This window comes from Allobosea sp. P4_H5, from assembly GCF_056400825.1.
Map to the genome: position 1 here is coordinate 492,715 of NZ_JBFUKM010000003.1, position 19,524 is coordinate 512,238.

General features: G+C 62.3%; 15 protein-coding genes and 1 pseudogene. 10 read left to right on the top strand and 6 right to left on the bottom strand.

All coding sequences use genetic code 11. The features are described from left to right. Positions 1-387: 387 nt before the first annotated feature. The 6 genes and pseudogenes from AC1DS0_RS08930 to AC1DS0_RS08955 all read left to right on the top strand — a co-directional run bounded on the left by AC1DS0_RS08930 (position 388) and on the right by AC1DS0_RS08955 (position 8,776). Positions 388-648, top strand: coding sequence for a hypothetical protein (locus tag AC1DS0_RS08930; protein ID WP_476814003.1), 261 nt, complete (start codon positions 388-390; stop codon positions 646-648). A 2,483-nt stretch (positions 649-3,131) separates the two neighbouring features. Next, the gene (locus AC1DS0_RS08935; RefSeq protein ID WP_476814004.1) at positions 3,132-3,635 is read left to right on the top strand and encodes a hypothetical protein; all 504 of its coding nucleotides are present in this window, start codon (positions 3,132-3,134) and stop codon (positions 3,633-3,635) included. 11 nt (positions 3,636-3,646) lie between these two features. Then, on the top strand, positions 3,647-5,773 hold the full coding sequence (locus AC1DS0_RS08940; protein WP_476814005.1) for a transposase: 2,127 nt from the start codon (positions 3,647-3,649) through the stop codon (positions 5,771-5,773). Positions 5,774-5,780: 7 nt separating this feature from the next. Beyond that, a complete protein-coding gene (locus AC1DS0_RS08945) occupies positions 5,781-6,917 on the top strand; it encodes an ATP-binding protein (RefSeq protein ID WP_476814006.1) in 1,137 nt (378 codons plus the stop codon). Positions 6,918-6,934: 17 nt separating this feature from the next. Next, positions 6,935-7,327, top strand: a pseudogene (locus AC1DS0_RS08950) (TniQ family protein); the annotation flags it as partial. 12 nt (positions 7,328-7,339) lie between these two features. Further along, on the top strand, positions 7,340-8,776 hold the full coding sequence (locus AC1DS0_RS08955) for a MerR family transcriptional regulator (protein WP_476814031.1): 1,437 nt from the start codon (positions 7,340-7,342) through the stop codon (positions 8,774-8,776). A 247-nt stretch (positions 8,777-9,023) separates the two neighbouring features. Here AC1DS0_RS08955 and AC1DS0_RS08960 read toward each other — a convergent pair whose 3' ends face one another. From AC1DS0_RS08960 to lysM, 4 genes are all read right to left on the bottom strand, one after another. Next, positions 9,024-10,343, bottom strand: a complete 1,320-nt coding sequence (locus tag AC1DS0_RS08960; RefSeq protein WP_476814007.1) for a TRAP transporter large permease — start codon at positions 10,341-10,343, stop codon at positions 9,024-9,026. Beyond that, entirely contained in the window at positions 10,340-10,846 is a 507-nt protein-coding gene (locus AC1DS0_RS08965) for a TRAP transporter small permease (protein WP_476814008.1), read from the bottom strand. Before AC1DS0_RS08965 ends, AC1DS0_RS08960 begins: the two co-directional genes overlap by 4 nt. A gap of 4 nt (positions 10,847-10,850) precedes the next feature. After that, complete coding sequence (locus AC1DS0_RS08970; RefSeq protein WP_476814009.1) at positions 10,851-11,903, bottom strand: TRAP transporter substrate-binding protein; 1,053 nt, start codon at positions 11,901-11,903, stop codon at positions 10,851-10,853. 203 nt (positions 11,904-12,106) lie between these two features. Next, positions 12,107-12,550 (bottom strand): peptidoglycan-binding protein LysM, encoded by a 444-nt coding sequence (gene lysM, locus AC1DS0_RS08975; RefSeq protein WP_476814010.1) that lies wholly within the window; start codon positions 12,548-12,550, stop codon positions 12,107-12,109. A 254-nt stretch (positions 12,551-12,804) separates the two neighbouring features. Between lysM and AC1DS0_RS08980 the strand changes: the two genes are divergently transcribed. Then, positions 12,805-13,239: a GlcG/HbpS family heme-binding protein gene (locus AC1DS0_RS08980; RefSeq protein WP_476814011.1), complete on the top strand. Its 435-nt coding sequence runs from the start codon at positions 12,805-12,807 to the stop codon at positions 13,237-13,239. Positions 13,240-13,364: 125 nt separating this feature from the next. Then, on the top strand, positions 13,365-14,435 hold the full coding sequence (locus AC1DS0_RS08985) for an NAD(P)/FAD-dependent oxidoreductase (protein ID WP_476814012.1): 1,071 nt from the start codon (positions 13,365-13,367) through the stop codon (positions 14,433-14,435). Positions 14,436-14,601: 166 nt separating this feature from the next. On the opposite strand, the gene AC1DS0_RS08990 is transcribed toward AC1DS0_RS08985, so the two are convergent. Together AC1DS0_RS08990 and AC1DS0_RS08995 are read right to left on the bottom strand one after the other, a co-directional pair. Next, complete coding sequence (locus AC1DS0_RS08990; protein WP_476814013.1) at positions 14,602-17,076, bottom strand: YfhO family protein; 2,475 nt, start codon at positions 17,074-17,076, stop codon at positions 14,602-14,604. Between the two features lie 180 nt (positions 17,077-17,256). After that, a complete protein-coding gene (locus AC1DS0_RS08995) occupies positions 17,257-18,489 on the bottom strand; it encodes a urate hydroxylase PuuD (RefSeq protein ID WP_476814030.1) in 1,233 nt (410 codons plus the stop codon). 168 nt (positions 18,490-18,657) lie between these two features. Here AC1DS0_RS08995 and uraH point away from each other — a divergent pair, with 168 nt between their 5' ends. Beyond that, complete coding sequence (gene uraH / locus AC1DS0_RS09000; RefSeq protein WP_476814014.1) at positions 18,658-19,011, top strand: hydroxyisourate hydrolase; 354 nt, start codon at positions 18,658-18,660, stop codon at positions 19,009-19,011. Positions 19,012-19,080: 69 nt separating this feature from the next. Continuing rightward, a partial coding sequence (locus AC1DS0_RS09005; RefSeq protein WP_476814015.1) for a polysaccharide deacetylase family protein occupies positions 19,081-19,524 on the top strand: 444 nt, incomplete at its 3' end.

A 19,524-nucleotide genomic window follows, 5' to 3' on the forward strand; every position in this document is an offset into this window, starting at 1 on the left:
GGAGCGCGGTCAGCGGTGGTTAGTTGGAAATTCGCGCACCGCTGGCCTCGACCGGCGGCAGCGCATTTGTCATGTTTGACGAACGACAGAATCCGACTCGACCGACAGCCCTAAGCTCGCCTTGCACGGCTCACCGCGATCGGTGGATCTAAGTCCGATGTCAGGGCTTCATTGAGAAATTTGGTGAAGAGCGCAGCAGCCCGAATGACATCTCCGCCCAAAACCCGATCGCCGAAGGAGAAGCCGCCCAGCGCTGAGAGGCCGTTCAGCGACAGACGCTATTATACAAGTTCTATAAAATTATTCCACCTAAATGAATCGGGACCGGCCGTTTTCACCGGCCAACCGCTTTTCCCTCTCCCCCCGAATGCGCCAATTCCGGGTTTCGTGTGCAAGGCCGCTCGCCTGCTGCTCGACAAGGCGCAGGCCTGGCTCTGGGAGAATTCCGCAGTCTCGCGGAAAACGATCAACGATTTCGAAAGCGGCTTCATCGAGCCGAAAATCGCGCTGAACAACCGAATTAGACGGGCCCTAGAAGACGCCGGAGCTAATTTTGTCTGCGGCGAGTCCGTGATAGGGGTTGTGGTCTATACCGAGCCAGAGCTCAAGACGACGACCATTCAATCGGCGAGCCAGGCCGCCCGTTAACCATATTTCCAAACCATCAGTGCAATATTTTATTAATTATGTATAATTTTATCGTTGCTCGCGCTTGCAACCGTCGGCGGACGCCACCGCAGTGCAGACGCATGGAGAAATCCGCCCGCGCCTACTGGCTACCCTGAACTTCTCCCTACCATGAGGACTTCAATGATCCACGTTGTGCGCCCCACTCCAACGCAGGCACGAGCTGCGATGCGTTCCGCGCCAATCTCGAGTTCAGACTGGCAACGTCCATATTCCGCCCGCCGCTGGCCGGGCGGAAACCCCATGGACGACGCATCGATCCTCGATGAGGAATTCGATGAAATCGGCTGCGAGGTGCCGGTGCTCTTGCGAATTTTTAATCAGCCATAGCAGAGAGAGTGCTTCTGCGGCGACTGGCGCCACGGAGCCAGGTCAAGAGCGCGCTCTTCCCCAGTCAGCCATTCCAAGAGGAAGAGTCGCGTAGACCGAGGGCGCGAAACTTCGGCGCAACGCCACGCGCAATTTTCGTCTACCAATCGTGGCCGGTCAGTATTTGCTCGGCTTACGCAGGTTGGGGAAAGCGAAATTCGACCGTCGTTGTCGATATTGCAAAATATCGTGAATTCCAGTCAAGAATCGCGGCTATATGTCGCATTACAGCCGCAAGAATAAATCCAAAGATAGCTTCTTTCGACGCGCGAAAAATACGGCTTACAGCCTTAAAAACCCTAACTGAATTTTCAATTTAATTATACCGGCGCCGCGATCAGCGCAAAAGGGGACCGGTCTGCCGAAAGATATCTTTCGGCAGCGAATTTGCGTATTCGAATCAGTCTCCGTTAGCAACGCAAAAAAATCCCGTCAACGCGAAAAATAATCCGCTTCACATAGCGCTATTTTTAGGCCGATTTATTGGTTTTTAGGCCGATTTTATTCCACTTGCAAAGGAAACCAATCATCCGGCAGAAACATACTTGTCGAGCGAATCAGTTCGCCGAGGGCTAATCACCCCCCAATTCCAGAACGGAATAGAAAAGCTGTGAGGCGATCGGAAAACCGATCCCGCTCTCAAAGCCAGTGAACTGTGAGGAAGAGGAACGAGAATGTAGATGAAATTCGCCTCGCGCTGGACCGCGAGAACGCATCGCCATGGCCTTTGCAACAATCGGAGGGGTGCAACATGACGTGCTTAGCAGGGATCGCTCTTAGACTGGTGACCATCAAAGTCGAGTTCGGCGACACCGCCTTCGAGCAAGCATCGCATGCGGCCTCGATCGCTGTTGCGCGGTTTGTGCTTGAGCTTGCCGAGCAGCGAGCAGCAAACGCAGCCAGACCCGCTTGCGCAATTGTGCCCCTAGTCCTCATCTCGCAAGAGAAAGATGAGTAAAAGCAAAAAGGACATCATGCCTGCAAGCATGATGCCGTTTTTGCTATCCGTTCGATCGGTGTCCCCAGAGGCCTGAGAACCCACGGACATCCGATCGGTGCCTTGTAATGACCGAAGCCGCTACTCGACTACGCGTCTCCCATACGCGCGCACCCACGTTCGCGCAAGGGATTCGCTTTGTCGAGACCGCCGGCTCGCGCCCAAATCGGTGCTCTGATCAATGAACCACAGCGCAACTCAGAACTATTATCCGGTGCATAGTGGAATCTTAGGCACCCAAGATTTACTTTCGATGGCAGACCGTCACGCGCGTCGAACGAAAGAACGCCGAGCTAAAAGCCAGTCGTACTGAAGACCAAATAGATGCCATCCTGGCTCAAGTCATGCGCGAGATATCCAATTGCGACCGCAGCAGATCCTTGCGCGCAACGCGGCGCGACGGAAGACGAAGGCGGGTGGAAGCAGCCGAGGCGGAAGCGAAGCCGGCCCGAACTGCAACGATAATCGAATTTCCGGTGATCGTGTGCCACCGGCCCGAAAACGACAAGGAGCCGCATATGTAGACACGTAATCAACACGCCCAAGCAAAAGGGGCACCCTGACTGCAATCAGGACGCCCCCTTCAGCGGCAAGCTCCTCCAGGCCTCACAACCTCAGAGCAAGCCTAAACCAAATCCGGCAGCTGCCGAACTCAGTTTCTCGTTTATACACGAGCTTGCGTACGAACGCAAGCAGTGTTCGCGAGATATTGGGAACGCGGTAGTGTGTCTATCGCATAGAAACCCAAATGATCTCATTCACGAAACTACCGAAATATCCAATTCCTCCGCCGCCGTACGCTAAGAATATTTATGAACAGGCCAAGACCCAACAGCCGGCTACGCCAAGCGCGGAAGCTCACCCCCCGCTCACTCTCGACCAAAATCGCGAACTCAAGCGGGATAGGCTCGACAGAGTTTGGATTCCGCCAAGAGCATCTGTCGCGAGTAGACGGCCAGCCAAGAAGTCGCGGGCCTCATTCCGAGGATCGCTCGTAAACCCTCGCACAAATCGCGAGATTGTTTTCGAGAGCATCCCAGAGCGCGATCTGGCCTATATTGCGCTGACTACGCCATCCGTGGCGAACCTGCGCGAACAAGTCGGCCCGGTCGAATACGTCGACGAAAACGGCGAGATCCACCAGCACACCATCGACCTCGTCGCAGACATGAAGGCGGGCACGAGCACAGCCTTCTTTGTGAAGCCCGCAAAAAGGGTTGAACCCAGCGGCATTCGCAAAACTGTCGCCCTGATCCGGGACCAGCAGCCCCATGTCGCGGGCCATTTTCATATCCGCACTGAGCAACACATCACCCGTGATCGTTCGGCAGACGCACGTTTGCTGCACCGAGCTTTACGATCCAGGGACAGTGACGACATCGAGACGGTCCTCGAATTTGCCAGGACGCTCCGCGGCTCGATGACGATCCGCGACGTGCTCTCGGTCACCCGCAACGATGGCTTCGGCTTCATGGCCCTTCTCTGCCTCATCGCCGATGGCGTGCTGCAGCACCTCGGCCCCGGGCGCATCTCCCGAACTAGCTTCGTGCGCCTTTCCTGCACCTCCGAAACCCATTTCTGAAAGAAGATGACATGACCAATGCTTTGAACCCCACGCGTCTTGTGCACTCGAGCACCGCTCCGCGGTGGAACCTCTCGCATCAAGACAAGATCACCATCGACGGCACCGAATATTCGCCAGCAACATATGATTGGATCGGTCATGTCCTCCGGCGTGTCGACAACCCCGATCTGCACGAATCCTTCACCCACGAAGAATTTCACGCTTTGCGGCAGGCTGGCCGCCTGAGTATCGATCCTGGCTTCTACAAGAAGACAACGGCGAAGCTGCGCCTCCCACGCGGTACGTCGCGGATCACCGATCTCAGCCCCAAGACGCAGATAAAGGTGCTTTGGCGCAAAACGATCTGCGATCGCATTCTGAAACTGGAGGCCGAGGGCAAGGTTAGTCGCTCGGACAAGTCGCTGAAGCTGGCAGTCGCCCAGATTGTCGCCGAACTCCTCACGAGAGAGTTCGCTAACGGCCGTTGCGGCTCCGCCGACGTGTCCGTGAAGCGACCGCCCAGCCCTCGGACGTTGCGTCGTTGGCTCCGCAAATATGAAGCGTGCCACTACAACGCAATGGCGTTCTCCGACGGTTGGAGTCGGTGCGGCGACCGCAGGAGCGTGCGCTTCGGAGCTGAGGAGCGCGCCCTCATGGCCAAATATGCCGAGATGTACAAGAGTAATCGCAAGCCAAAGAGGTCAGACCTGCTGCACGATCTCCACGCAGAAATTGATCTGCAGAACGAGGACCGCAAAAAGCAAGGCCTGCGCCCTCTCTTCAAGCCCAGCCGAAAGGCGTTTGAGCGTGTCATCAACGCGCTGGATCCTTTCGAAGTCGAAGCAGGCCGAACCTCTCCGGAAGCTGCTCGGAAGAAGTTCTTCATCGTGCGCGGTGGACTGGAGGTTACCCGGCCGTTCGAGCGTCTAGAACTCGACGAAACCCTCATCCCGCTGCAGGCAATCCTGATCGATGCGGGAATCTGGGAAACCCTTTCGCCGAAGCTGAAGGACGAGATCAAGCGCGGGCGCTATTGGCTCTCTGCAGCGATCGATGCTGCAACGCGCTGCTACACTGCAGCTCTACTCGTGGAAAATCTCTCAGCGTCAACCGCCGTGGCCACGCTCGAGATGGCAGTTAACGACAAGTCGGCCTACGCGGCGGCCGCCGGGTGCCTGACGCCATGGGACATGTACGGGTCGCCCGAATGCGTCGTACAGGACTCTGGTTCGCAATTCCTCAGTCACGAGTATTGCGCAGCCGTCACCGATCTGGGCGCGGAACTGCTCTTTCCTCCTGCAGGCTTGCCACAGATGCGCGGCCGGAAGGAGCGCGGCTTCCGCACCTTGAATGGCCTCTTCTCGCGGATGGACGGGCAGACGTTTGCGAATGTGGTCGCGAAGGGGGACTACGATGCCGAAGCCCGCGCAACCCTTGACATCGCTGAAATCGGCCGGATGATCGTTCGGTGGATCGTGGACGTGTACCACAATAGGCCCCATTCGGGCCTCGGAGGCGAAACCCCGCGGAACGCCTGGCTGCGGCTCACCCGCGATTTTCCTGTCCTTCCGAACCCAGACCCCGACGTAAATCGCCATATATTTGGCATTACACTTGAGCGCCGCATCGGCAATGAAGGCATCCGTGTTCTGGGACTGCGCTACCAGAGCCTCCAGCTTCAGCGGCTGCGTGCTGATTTCCGGCAGAAGCCGGTACTCGTCCGCGTCAATCCCGCCGATCTGGGCAAGATCTCCGTTCGTACCCAGGTGGGGTGGTGCGAAGTGCCTTGCGTGAAGTCGGGCTTCGATGGCATTTCGGTGACGCGCTGGCTTGAAGCCGAGAGCCTCCTGCGACGGACGAATGCGAGCATGGCTGCCCTGGCTCTGCCGGTGGTGCAGCAGGCCGTTCGGGACGTCCAGGAGACTGCAGATCAGGCTGCGCGTCGAGCGGGCATCGCATCTCCAATTCTTGGTTCAGCCGAGATTGCCAAGTTCGAGAAGGCGCGTTTCCGCGACTTCGAAATCGCATCGGATGCAGGCGCCGCCCCCGCCATTTTCGACGCGATGGATGAACTCGAGCCGCCGGCGGCAGCCGATGACTCTGCACGCGCGTCGGACGTTCTCCCCGGCGGCGATAGCTTCTTCATGGAGGATTGATTTGATCATGGGCGAAACCACGATCACAACCGATCTGCATGAAGATCCTGTCAGCCGTATGCGCCGCCTCCAATCGGGGCGGCGCACACACAGTGCGGAGGTCATGGCCGGCATCTCATCTGCCTATTTCGTCACTGCGCGTGACCGAGTGGTGGATGCCGAGGTCGACCAACATATCGATAGTTTCCTCCTGGCCGAGGGTGCCTCCATAGCGGGCTCAGCCCGCTGCGTGGGGCGCCTAAAGGAGGGGCGCGCCCTAGCCATCATTGGAGGTTCGGGCACCGGCAAGTCGCGGACTCTCGATCGACATTTTCTGAAGCGTGAGGAGTTCGCCGGCTACGGTGACCCAGACTCCGACTGCATGTTGATCTCGCTCACAACCCCGTCCCCCTGCACGCTAAGGTTACTCGGGGTGAGCATTCTGAACGCGCTCCGTTACACGACAAGCAGGGAGCTCAGGGAGAACGTTGTCTGGGAGCTGGTTCACCATCAGCTCCAGCTCCGTGGCATCCGCTTCCTGCATATCGACGAGCTACAGCACGTCCAACAGTCGCGGAATGTCGTTGAAATAGGAAAGGTGCAGGACTCGCTGAAGGGCTTGATGCAAAGCCCGCGATGGCCGGTCTGGTTGATCCTATCTGGTCTGCCGTCAATCACTTCAATGCTCTCTGGCGATGAAGATGCAGGCGAGGACGGTGATCAGCAGGTCTGGCGGCGCACGCGTTTCGTCGTGTTCGAGGATCTGAACCTGGCGAAGGATGCTCCGCTCATTCGACATTTGCTTAAGTCGTTCGGCGGTGAAAAGGCCGCACTTTCCATCGAAAGCCTGGAGAGCGATGAGTTCATCGCTCGCCTCCTTCATGCCTCCATCTATCGCCTCGGCATCGCGATAGAGTTCGTGCAGGACGCCATCTGGAGCGGGCTTCTGCAAGAGTCGCGATCGCTCGCGATGGAGCATTTCGCGGCGGCGTTCGCCGCACGAACCGGATGTCTACCCGGTGATAACGTGTTCAACGCGGCAATCACCGAATGGCATCTGATCGACCCGCGAAAGGTCCTCAAGCGCGAAATTCTAGGCGAAAGCCCGGACGCAAGCGCCATCCCGGCGAAATTCAAAGCTCCCCGCGATACGAGAAACAAGTGACTCAGCTTCCCCCTAGAATGACCGTTGCTCTGGGCAACAATGAAACGCCCGCAAGCCTGTGCTCTCGCAATGCCCTGCTGGTTGGTAGAACGGCGCGCGACTTCTGCAAGGATGCTGGATTTGCGTTCCAGGACATTGTCGATGGCGTCCCGCCTTCCCTTGATCGCCTAGCCTACCGTTGCCGAGCGGATTCTACCGCACTCCGCGCAGCCGCCACCGTGAAAGTCAGCGGCCGCGACTACGCGATCGGCGATCAAATCTTGACGCGAGAATCGCTGTGTCGAGCGGCAGTCCGGGTTTGCCCCCACTGCCTCGCTCTCGACATTGAGACAGGCCGAGGCCCAAATTCCACCCGGCCATTTGGCAGACTGAACTGGCTCATTGAGCCGCTTCGAACCTGCCCAGAGCACGGAGTTGGGCTCGTGACCATCGCAGACGACAGGCGTTCCGCGCGGCTGCACGACTTCGCATGGCATGTGCAGCCGGCGCTATCTGATCTGAGCCATTGGGTTGGGGAAGCTCCTCGGCGCCTGCCGTCGTTACTTCAAAACTACCTGTCCAACCGGCTGAGCGGTAAGAATCAGCACGAGGCGTCATTCCTAAACACCCTGCCCTTCTATGCTGCGGCGAAGACCTGCGAAGTGTTTGGGGCGGTTGCTGTTTCGGGGAAGCGCGTCAGTATGAACTCGCTTACTGACGCCGAGTGGCACGACGCGGGGAGCGCTGGGTATGAGATAGCGGCGATAGGAGAGAAAGGTGTGCGAGGCCTTCTTACCAGCTTGCAAGAGCAGGCTGGACCGCTAAATGGCAAGTGGAGCCTTCAGTCTCTCTTTGGGCGCGTGTACAGGTGGCTGCGCCTGCAAATGGGCGATCCCGCCTATGATCCGGTTCAGGAAGTTTTTAGGCAGCATGTTATCGAGACGCTCCCCTTTGGACCAGGAGACGTGATCTTCGGCCGAGAGGTGACGATCCGCCGTCTGCATTCAGTACGATCCGCCGGGCGGGAGACGGGAGCCCACACGGGACGCCTGCGAAAGCTGCTTCATGCGGCCGGTCATATTTCGACAGCTCAGCTCGCTCTAACTGACGAGGCCATTTTTTTCGACGCCAACGCCGCCCGTGATCTGCTCGGTCTTATTTCAGAGGAGATGTCGCTACAGGAAGCGGGGAAATATTTGAATATTCCCAATCATACTGAACGGCAACTCTTTCAAGCAGGGCACCTGCGCCCCTTCATGGTCGGCGGTATCGACCGCTCGTTCAATCATGCTTTCGCCAAGCGAGACCTCGATCTGTTCGTTGAAAGCCTGATGAAGGACGCTTTCGAGATTAAGCCAGGCGAAAAGGGGTTTCTGCCAATTAGCGGTGCAGCGACCCGAGGTGCTTGCACTGCTGTTCAGATTGTCGACCTCATTCTAAGCGGCAAACTTAAGCGGATTCGATTTCGACCAGAGATTTCGGGATTCCCAGCAATCTTCGTTGACCCAGATGAGATTTGCTCGCTTCTCGACAAGACAAACGACGGGATTCTTTCGCTGAGAGAAGTCACGCAAAAATTGAAAACCAACTATAAAGTTGTCGTAAACCTCGTTGATCTTGGAATAATTCCTGCTAAATCTGTTATAAATTCAACAACACATTGGAAGCAACGCGTCGTATCGATGGAAGACATGGACTGTTTTTCACTTCGCTTCGCTTCACTTCATGCCCTGGCAAGGGAGTCCGGCGTTTCCTTCCGGAAAATGGAAGACAAATTCCGAGAGAAAGGAATAGAACCCGCTTTAGACCGACAGAAGGTCCAAGCCAGATTTTATGAACGGACCGTCGTCGCGCATTGCATCGCCGAGCTCGCCAAATAGTCGTTCTATTCGCCGGTCAATTTGGAATCCTGAAGCCTCCGGTTCTCGGAGGCTTTTTTGTACCTGTTGTTTGCCTCAGCAAACCCCTCGAAATCATGAGCAGAAAACTGAGGAAGCAGTTCGGGTTACAATCACAGATTGATGCGGCACGTTTCGAGCAATTACCTATATATCACAGTGTGTTACAGACACCCCCTGCGGCATCCATCGGGTACCGCAACAATCATGCTGCTGCTCTCGCGGTCGCTCAGTTCAGGAGCTTCACCAGATAGAGGCTCAGCGCCGGGAATGCCACGCAGATGCCGAGCCGGATCACGTCGGAGGCGACGAAAGGCAGAACGCCGCGATAGATCCGCGTCACCGGCACATCGCGCGCCAGCGAGGCGACGACGAAGACGTTGAGCCCGATCGGCGGGCAGGTCATGCCAATGCCGACCACGATCAGCACGAGGATGCCGAACCAGATCGCGATGTCGTCGACCGGCATGCCGAAATCGAGCGCCGTCACGATCGGGAAGAACACCGGCAGCGTCAAAAGGATCATGGCGAGCTCGTCCATCACGCCGCCGAGCACGATATAGAACAGCAGCAGGCCGACCAGCACCGTATAGGGCGCCCAGCCGGAGGCCGCGATCATCTCCGCGGCCGCAGTCGGCACCTGCGTCAGCGCCAGGAAGGCGTTGAACACCTCGGCGCCGAGCAGGATCGCGAAGATCATCGCCGAGGTCTCGGCCGTCTGCAGGATCGCCTGCTTGACGCCGTCGAAGCCGAGCGTGCGCCGGAACAGGCCAATCGCCAGCATGATGAAGGCGCCGACGGATGCCCCTTCCGTCGGCGTGAAGACGCCGCCATAGATGCCGCCGACCACGATCACCGCGACCGCCAGAGCCGGGATGACACCGAGCAGCAGCGGCCAGCGCTCGCGCCAGGGCGTGCGCTGATGGGCGGGCGCGAGCGTGCCGTCGACCCGCGACATGATCCAGATGGTGATGCAGTAGAACGTCGCCGCCATCAGGCCGGGGATCAGCGCCGCTTGGAACAGCTTGGCGATGTTCTGCTCGGTCGAGATCGCGTAGACGACGAGGATCACCGAGGGCGGGATCAGGATGCCGAGCGTTCCGCCGACCGCGGTGACGCCGCAGGCGAAGCCGGGATCATAGCGGTAGCTGCGCAGTTGCGGCAACGCAGCGCGGGCGAAGGTCGCGGTGGTCGCGACCGAGGAGCCGCAGATCGCGCCGAAGCCGGTGCAGGCGCCGATCATCGCCATGCCGAGGCCGCCGCGGCGATGGCCGACGAAGGCCGAGGCCGCCTTGAATAGGTCGCCCGCCAATCCTGAGCGCTCGGCGAAGGCACCCATCAGCACGAAGAGCGGGATCACCGAGAGCGTGTAATTGGCGAAGATTTGATAGGGCGTGGTGCGGATGTAATTGAGGAAGGGCTCGAGCCCGTTGAGCTGGATATAGCCGGCGCTGCCGACGACCAGCATGGCGAGGCCGATCGGCAGGCGCAGCGCCATCAGCGCCAGCATGACAGCAAAGCCGGTGATCGCGAGAGAAAAGCCGCTCATCGGGGCTGCCTCATGAGGCGGCTGGCGCTGACGAAGGCCGCGAGCGCGACGAAACCGGCGAGCACCGCGCAGATCGCGATCGGCAGATAGGCCGGCAGCTGCAGCACCATGGTGTTCTCGCCGCTGGCGAGCGCCGAGCGCGCACCGACGCCGAGCCGCCAGGCGATCAGCGCCATGGCGAGGCCATAGACCACGTCCCAGAGCGCATCGATGCCGTCGCGCCAGCGCTGCGGCAGCTTCAGCGTGAAGGTATCGACGAAGATGTTGCCACGCTTCAACTGGCACAGCGGCAGGAAGCAGAAGGCGGCGACCGCGGTCGCCATCTGCACCAGCTCGAAATCGCCGGGCACGCCGGCGGCGCCGATAAGATCGCTGCGCAAGGTCACGCTGACCACGACCATGGTCGCGACCACAATCAGCAGCGCTCCGCCGATGAGCGCGACCGCCTCCGCCACCGCGTCGATGCGCGATGGCGGCCTCTCTTCCCCTGCCCTGTCGGTCATCGCGTCAGGCGGCGTTCTGGTGCTTGGTCAGCGCGGCGCGAGCAGCGGCGAGCAGCTTCTCACCGTCGAGGCCCTTGTCCTTGGCGGTCTTGAGCCAACCATCGATCACCGGCGCGGTCGCCTTGTGCCAGCGCTCGGCCTCGGCCTGCTCCAGCGTGATGATGGTGTTGCCGCGCTTCTTCACCATCTCGGAGACGACGACGGCCTGCTCGTCCCAGACCTTCCCGGCCATGGCTGCAGCGGCAGCGCCCGAGTTCTTGTCGATGATCGCCTTGAGATCGGGCGCCAGGCCCTCGTACTTGGCCTTGTTCATCGCGAGCACGAAGGTCGCGACATAGAAGGTCGGCGAGCCCGGGATTTCGGTGTGATTCTTGACCAGCTCCTGCACCTTGATCGACGGCACCACTTCCCAGGGCACGACGCAGCCGTCGATGACGCGTTGCGCCAGCGATTCCGGCACCTGCGGGATCGGCATGCCGATGGCGTTGGCACCGAGTGCACGCAGCGCCTCGCCGGCGAGTCGGGTCGGGAAGCGCAGCTTGAGGCCCTTCAGGTCCTCCATCGTCTTCACCGGCTTGTTGGCGTGGATCAGCCCGTGATCATGCGCCCAGAAGCAGATCGGATGGATGTCCTTGAACTCGTCCTTGAGGTGCTCGGCGGCGTAGTCGGTCAGCGCCAGCGAGTTCACCAGCGCCCGCTTGTTCGGCACGAACGGCAGTTCGAACGCCTCGATGCCGGTGAAGCGGCCGGGCGTGTTGCCGGGCAAGGTCCAGACGATGTCGACGACGCCGTCGCGGGCCTGATCGTAGAGCTGGGGCGGGGTGCCGCCGAGCTGCATCGACGGGAAGATGTCGATCTTGATCCGGCCGTTCGATTCGGCGCCGACCTTGTCGGCCCAGGGCTTCAGGAACTTGGAATGCCCGTTCGCCACCGGCGGCAGGAAATGGTGCATGCGCAGCGTCACTTCCTGGGCATTGGCGCGCGTGGCGCGCAGCACGGCGGGCGCAGCCACGGCCGAGCCGGCGAGCGTCAGGAATCTGCGGCGGTCAAAAGTCATCTGTCCCTCCCCGGAAGATCTCGGTTGTTGCGTTCGCCCTGCCGCGGGTCTTCGGCGGCCTGGCCGCCCGTCCCGTCTCGCGTCTTGCACTATTGAGGTGGAAACCGGCCTGAACGCAAGCCGGGAGGCCGTCGTCGACGGCCTCCCGGTCATAATAGTTTCATTTGCAACCAATTGGCAAGCGGCGGAGACGCCGCGCCGGCTCAGGCCAGCGGCGGAATGCGCAGCACCCAGCCCGGCTGGATCAGGTCGGGATCCTTCACCGGCGGCGTGTTGGCCTTGACGATCTCGGTGTACTTGGCGCCCTTGCCCTTGCCGTAGTTCTCCTCGGCGATCTTCCAGAGGGTGTCGCCCTTCTTCACCGTGTAGAACACGGCGGCGGCGGCCTCCTTGTTGACGATCAGCTCCGATTCGACCGAGCCGACACCGGCGGTGTTGCCGATCGCCAGGATGATCTTCTCCGCCTCCTCGGTGCTCAACGCCTTGCCCGAGACCTTCACCTTGTCGCCCGAGACGTCGATCTTGACGTCGGACGGCAGGCCGTGGCCGGCCAGTTCCTTCTGCAACTGATCTGCCGTCGCCGCATTGGCCGGGCTCGACCCGAAGATCTTGGCGCCGGCTTCCTTGATGAAGTTGAACAGACCCATAGCATGCTCTCCTGGCGCGCCTTCCGTTCGACCAGGATTGGTCGAACGCTAGGACTTCACGCAACCCGACAGCCTTGGAGCATGTTCTAGTCGCAAAAGTGGCGTCACCTTGCGGAACACATTCCCGGACGGGCAATCCATCAAGCCCATTTGGAACGACAACTGCAAGACGAAACCTGCTGCTCGCCCTTCCCTCGCGTCGCCGGCGCTGGCAGAACGGAGCCTAACGATGCCGACACCGTGAAAGGCCAGCCATGACTGCTCTTACCCTCGAACAGGCCAGCGTGATCGTCGATGGCGCCTTGAAATATGCCCGCGAGAACGGGCTGAAGCCGCTCGCCATCGCGGTCCTCGACGCGCGCGGCGTGCAGAAATTCTTCCTCGCCCAGGACGGCACCAGCCTGAAGCGCGGCGAGATCGCACTCGGCAAGGCCAATGGCGCGATCGCGCTCGGCGTCGGCCCGCGCACGCTCAACAAGATGGCGATGGAGCGCCCGCACTTCATCAACGGCGTCGCTCTCTCGGTCGGCGGCCCGGTCGTGCCTGTGCCCGGCGGCGCTCTGATCCGCGATGCCGGCGGCAATCTCATCGGCGTCGTCGGCATCTCCGGTGACACCTCGGACAATGACGAGGCGGCGGCACTCGCCGGCATCGCCGCAGCCGGCCTCACCGCCGAAACCGGCGGCTGAGCGCCTCCACCCGCATGCGGCCCGGCCCGCCCGGCCTTGCGCCATGTCGCATTGCAAGGCCGGCGGATTTCCGGCAACGGGGGGCGACCGGCGGCCCTTGAAGCCGTCCTGAGGAACGAAGACCCATGAACATCGCCGCCATCATCGAGGGCGAGACCGTCGAGACCGACGCGCTGATCATCGGCGCCGGCCCCTGCGGCCTGTTCGCCGTGTTCGAGCTCGGCCTGCTCGACATCAAGGCTCATCTTGTCGACATCCTGCCCAAGGTCGGCGGCCAATGCGCCGAGCTCTATCCGGAGAAGCCGATCTACGACATCCCCGGCTTTCCGCTCGTCACCGGCCAGGGGCTGGTCGACAACCTGCTGGAGCAGATCAAGCCCTTCGGCGCGACCTTCCATCTCAACCAGATGATCGAGCAGATCGAGGTGCTCGGCTCAGCCGAGGCCCCGCGTTTCCGCCTGCGCACCGATGGCGGCACGGTGTTCGAGGCCAAGACGGTGCTGATCGCTGCGGGCGGCGGCTCCTTCCTGCCCAAGAAGCCGCCGATTCCCGGCATCGAGGCCTATGAGGGCCGTCATGACGGCGGCGGCGTACACTATGCCGTCCGCAAGATGGAGGTCTTCCGCGACCGCGAGATCCTGATCGTCGGCGGCGGCGATTCGGCGCTCGACTGGACGCTGAACCTGCAGCCGATCGCCAAGCGGGTGACGCTGATGCATCGGCGCGACGATTTCCGCGCCGCGCCGCATTCGGTCGAGCAGATGCGCGCCCTCGTCGCCTCCGGCGCGATGGATCTGCGGCTCGGCCAGGTCCTGGGCCTCAAGGGCGAAGGCAACGACCTGCACGGCGCGATCTGCCGCGACAATGCCAGCGCCGAGTTCGAGATCGCCTGCAATACGATGCTGCCCTTCTTCGGGTTGACGATGAAGCTCGGCCCGATCGCCGACTGGGGCCTGAACCTCCACGAGAACCTGATCCCGGCCGACACCGAGAAGTTCGAGACCAATGTGCCTGGCATCTTCGCCATCGGCGACATCAACACCTATCCCGGCAAGCTGAAGCTGATCCTGTCGGGCTTCCACGAGGCCGCACTCGCCGCCCAGAAGGTCCACCGCTACGTCTATCCGGAGAAGCGGCTGACCTTCCAGTACACGACCTCGTCGAGCGCCCTGCAGAAGAAGCTCGGCGTGGTTTGAGGCTCGCGCCGTCCCCTCTCCCCTTGCGGGAGAGGGCTAGGGTGAGGGGTCGCGCGACAGGAATCGCGAACCCAGCATCCAGACCTTCGAAGACCTGCGCGACCCCTCATCCGGCCCTTCGGGCCATCTTCTCCCGCAGGGGGAGAAGGGAAGTCGCGTCGTGGGTCTACCGCACCACCGATATCGCCGACGCGGACGGCAGCATCTCATGTGCGGCCATGTCGTGCGCCGGGCGCGAGACCGGCTCCCGCGGCACCGGCTGGATGCGCGTCGCCGGCGAGCCCGAGGGACCGCTATGCGTCGGCGCCTCCGCGACCACGCCCTCCTCCTCCGGCGGCGTCACGCGGTCGCGCAGTTCGGCGATCGCGCCCTCCAGAGGGTGGAAGCTGAAGCGGATCTTGTGCGTGCCCGCCGGGACCTGCACGGCCCGGAACAGGACATTGGCCTTGAGGATCTCGACCTCCTGGCCGTCGAGCTCGGCCTTCCACCAGGGATGCCAGATGTCGTTCAGTACGACGAAGCCCGCTTGCGCGCTCGTCACCTCGATCTCGACCACTGTGTTGCGGTAGCGCTTGAGCTTGACCTCGGCATTGCTCGCGACCGGCCCCTCCGGCACGCCGGGCTCCGGCTCCTGGTCGAGCAGGACGACGCGCTGCGGATCGGCGTCCGGCCACTTGCCGGCCGACTTCATTCCATCGAAATCGGCGAGCTCCCAGCCGCCGACGAACATCACGCGCGGCAGCGCCCGCGGGTTCTCGTAGATGTAGCCGTCCTTGGTGTAGGCGACGAGCTTGAGGTCGCCCTCGCGCAGCGAGCGGTCGACCTGGCCGATCGGCACCCGCGTCGCGATGTAGCGCAGGCCGAGGAAGTCGGCGAGGCGGCAGCGATAGGACGGGAACAGCGGCGTGAACACGCGCTCGCCCGGCGCCGCGATCGAATCGCGCGTGCCGACCGCGTCCGAAAAGTCTGCCAGGCGCAGCGGATTGTAGCCCAGCGTGTGGTCGAAGCCGTGGATCATGCCGGCATTGGGCCATTCGAACCCCATGCCGAGCAGCTCGACCCGGTCGCGCCGGGCTGAATCCAACGGCTGCGCCGTGAGCTTCTTCAGCACGGCGACGGTCTCGTTCTTGGTCTCCGGCCTGAGCACGTCGTAGACCTCGGGCGCCAGCGCCGTAGCCTCGTTCGGGCCGTTATTGGCGGCAAGGTCGGCAGCGACGACGCCCGTGATAAACAGGCTTGCGGCAAGCGGGGTCGCAGCGCCGCGCCAGCGCGTCAGCACGACGAGGAGCAGGAGCGCACTGGCGAACCAGGCGGCGGCGGTGGCGCTCGGCAGCCAGGCCTGGCCGAGATGTCCGGCCTGACGCGCTACCAGCAGGGCAACGCCGATCAGTATGGCGATCGCGCCGGCGCCGATGCCGAGATCGCGCCAGATCGCGCCCTGCTTCTCCTCGCTGAGCATGCGATGCAGCAGATAGCCCGAGAGCACGGCTCCGAGCCCGCCGATCAGGAAGGTCGCATCGGCCGGCCGGCGGAACACTTTGACGCCCGGCAGATAGTCATAGGCCAGGTGGAAGACCGGCGTGTAGCGGCCGAGCGCGAACAGCACCATCAACACGAACAGGATGGTGAAGGGCCGGATCGCCCTGTCCCAGAGCCAGCCGCGCGTCAGGCCCGGCACGATCAGCAATAGGAAAGGCAGCGCTCCCAGATAGACCTGCCCCATATTCTTCGAGAGGAAGAGTTCCTTGGCGTTCCAGTCCGGGGCGTAAGGTCCCCAGAATTCGACGGACGGGTCACGCACGCCGAACAGGTCGCCGACGAAGGCGGTCAGCAGCGAGGCCGGGTGCAGCGAGCCCCTGCCGGCTTCGACGAGATCGATGGCGGGACGCGTCGTCGCCTCGGCGAAGAGCCAGGTCCAGAGCAGCGGCACCGCGATGGTGACGATACCGGCAAAGCAGGCGGCCGCGATCGGCGCGAGACTCTCGCGCAAACCCGTCCAGCCCTCGCAGAGCCAGTAGGCCACCACCATGCCGATCAGGATATAGGCGCCGAGCAGCGCGACCTGGTCGGGCTCGAGCACCATCATGCCGGCGGAAAAGCCGGCGAGCAGCCCATAGCGCAGCGAGGCGCGCTGCAGCATCCGCGCCGTCAGCCAGAACGACAGTCCGAAGAAGGCAAAGCTGGCGATCTGCCCGACATGCTGGACCCGCCAGGCGGCCGAAGCGCCGAAGGCGAAGACCAGCGCCGCGAGCAGCGCGCCGGCCGGATGCCAGTCGCGGTCTCGGAAGAACATCAGCATGGCGAGCCCGCCGACCAGCAGATGCGCCAGCACATAGGCATCGACCGCGCGGAAGCTCGGCGAGGGGTTGAACAGCGCCAGCAGGATCGCCGGCGAGAAGATCAGCGATTGCGGGTCGGCGACCTGCGGCGAGCCGGCGAAGACGTTGTGCGTCCAGAACGGCGACTGCCCCGAATGCAGCGCCTGCGCCAGGAACTGGATCTGCGCCTGGAAATGCGCCTTGGCGTCGAACGGAATCGTCACCGCCCCCGACAGCCAGGGCCAGCACAGCGCCACCCAGGCGCAACAGAACAGCGCAGCCGCCAGCCAGTAGCTGGAGCCCGATCTCCAAACCGCTTTCAACTGGACCCCCAAGGCCCCTGGCGCACCCGGCGCGCATGATCACGCGCCGATCACGCCGATGTGATCACGTTCGACGATGATGGTTCCGCGATGAACCGAAACTGAATGAAACTGAACGCTGTGGATCAGGCGCCCGACTGTGGCGTGGCAGCGTCACCATGCCGCGCCGGCGCGGCGGAATCAGCGCTTCTGCGCTACCCAGGCGGCGAGGACGCGCCGCTCGTCCGCGGTCATCCCCGAGAGGTTGTTTGGCGGCATGGCATGGGTCAGCACCGCCTGCACGCCGATGGCGCGGCGCTGGCGGGCGATCAGCTCGGGTTCGTGCAGGAAGACGCCCTTGGGCGCGATCCCGATGCCTGGCCAGGACGGCTCGGGCGCATGGCACATGGCGCAGCGGCCGGTGACGATGTTGGCGACCTCCGGCGAAGGCGGCACCAGACCGGCGAGCATCACCGGCTTCACCGGATCAAGCGGCTTCAGGCCGAGCCGCTCGCGGCCGCCGGGCGAGGACGCCATCGCCACCCAGAAGGCGAGCCAGAGCGCAAGCGCTGCCACGGCCCAGGTCCACCAGGGCGATTTGGCATGGTCGGCATGGCGGACATTGTAGAAATGCCGGATCAGCGCGCCGGCGACGATGATCAGCGCGACGAGCGCCGGGATCACCGCCGAATTGGCGTAGGTCACCGGGTAATGGTTCGCCAGCATCAGGAACAGCACCGGCAGGGTGATGTAGTTGTTGTGCAGCGAGCGCTGCTTGGCCTGCTTGCCGTATTTCGGATCGGGCGTCTCGCCGGCGACCATCGCGGCGATGGTCTTGCGCTGGCCCGGCATGATCACGAAGAAGACGTTGGCCGACATGATCGTCGCCATCAGCGCGCCGGTGTGGATCAGCGCGCCGCGCCCGGAAAAGACCGAGGCGAAGGCCCAACTGGCGGCAACCACATAGCCGAAGCCGAGCACGCCGAGCACGACATCGTTCTTGCCGAGCGGTGATTTGCAGAGCAGGTCGTAGAACAGCCAGCCGCCGGCCAATGCGGCGATGCCGATCGCGCCCGCCGCGAAGGGCGAGAGCGCCATCACCGCCGGGTCGATCAGGTAGAGCTCGGACTGGGCGTAATAGACCCAGACCAGGAGGAAGAAGCCGGAGATCCAGGTCCAGTAAGCCTGCCATTTGTGCCAGGTCAGCTCCTTCGGCAGCACCTCCGGCGCGACCAGGTATTTGCGCATCGCATAGAAACCGCCGCCATGAACCTGCCAGGCGAGGAACTGCGTCGGCTGGCCGGATTCGGTCTTCGGCGCATCGGGCGCGGCCCTGAGCGAGGCGTCCAGGTGGATGAAGAAGAAGGACGAGCCGATCCAGGCGATCGCCGCGATCACATGCAGCCAGCGCAAGAGCTGGCTGCCCCATTCCATCAAATAGGCCTCAAGCACGGGCGGGCTCCGATCGGGGCCGCATGCGCGCGAATTGACAGGGCGGAATCCGGGAGGGAACTTGCATCGCAGTCCAGACTAGGTTCGCAGCCTTGGAAGGCAAGCAGCATTCCAGCTGCTCAGCGCAGCTTCAACGAGAGGTTATAGGCCATGGGGCGTCTGTCGACGCATGTGCTCGACACGGTCAACGGCAAGCCGGCCGTGGGCGTCGCGATCGCGCTCGACGCGCTGCTGCCGGACGGCAGCCGCAGCCGCATCGCCGATGTGGTGACCAACGCCGATGGCCGTACCGATGCGCCCCTGCTCACCGGCAAGCTGCCGGTCGGCAGCTATGAGCTGACCTTCGCGATCGGCGACTATTTCCGGCATCTCGGAACGAAGCTGCCCGAGCCGGCCTTCCTCGACCTCGTACCGATCCGCTTCGCCATCGCCGAGCCGAATGGGCATTACCACGTGCCCCTCCTCGCTTCGCCATGGAGCTATTCGACCTATCGCGGCAGCTGAAAAACGGACCTGTCGCCAACGGCTTGGCGGCCGCCCCTGACTCACCCTCGCATGGACTTGAATCACCTGATGAGCACGACTTATCCGCGCGACCTTGTCGGCTATGGCCGGAGCGCCCCGCACCCGCATTGGCCGGGGCAGGCCCGGATCGCGGTGCAGTTCGTGGTCAATTACGAGGAGGGCGGCGAGAACAATATCCTGCACGGCGATGCCGCCTCGGAGGCCTTCCTCTCCGAGATCGTCGGCGCCGCGCCCTGGCCCGGCCAGCGCCACATGAACATGGAGTCGATCTACGAATACGGCTCGCGCGCCGGCTATTGGCGGCTCTGGCGGATGTTCACGCAGCGCAACCTGCCGGTCACAGTCTTCGCGGTGGCCTCGGCCCTGCAGCGCTATCCCGAGATCGTTTCGTCGATGCAGGAGGCCGGCTGGGAGATCGCCACCCACGGCCTGAAATGGATCGACTATCGCGACGCCCCGGCCGAGCTCGAGCGCGAGCACATCGCCGAGGCC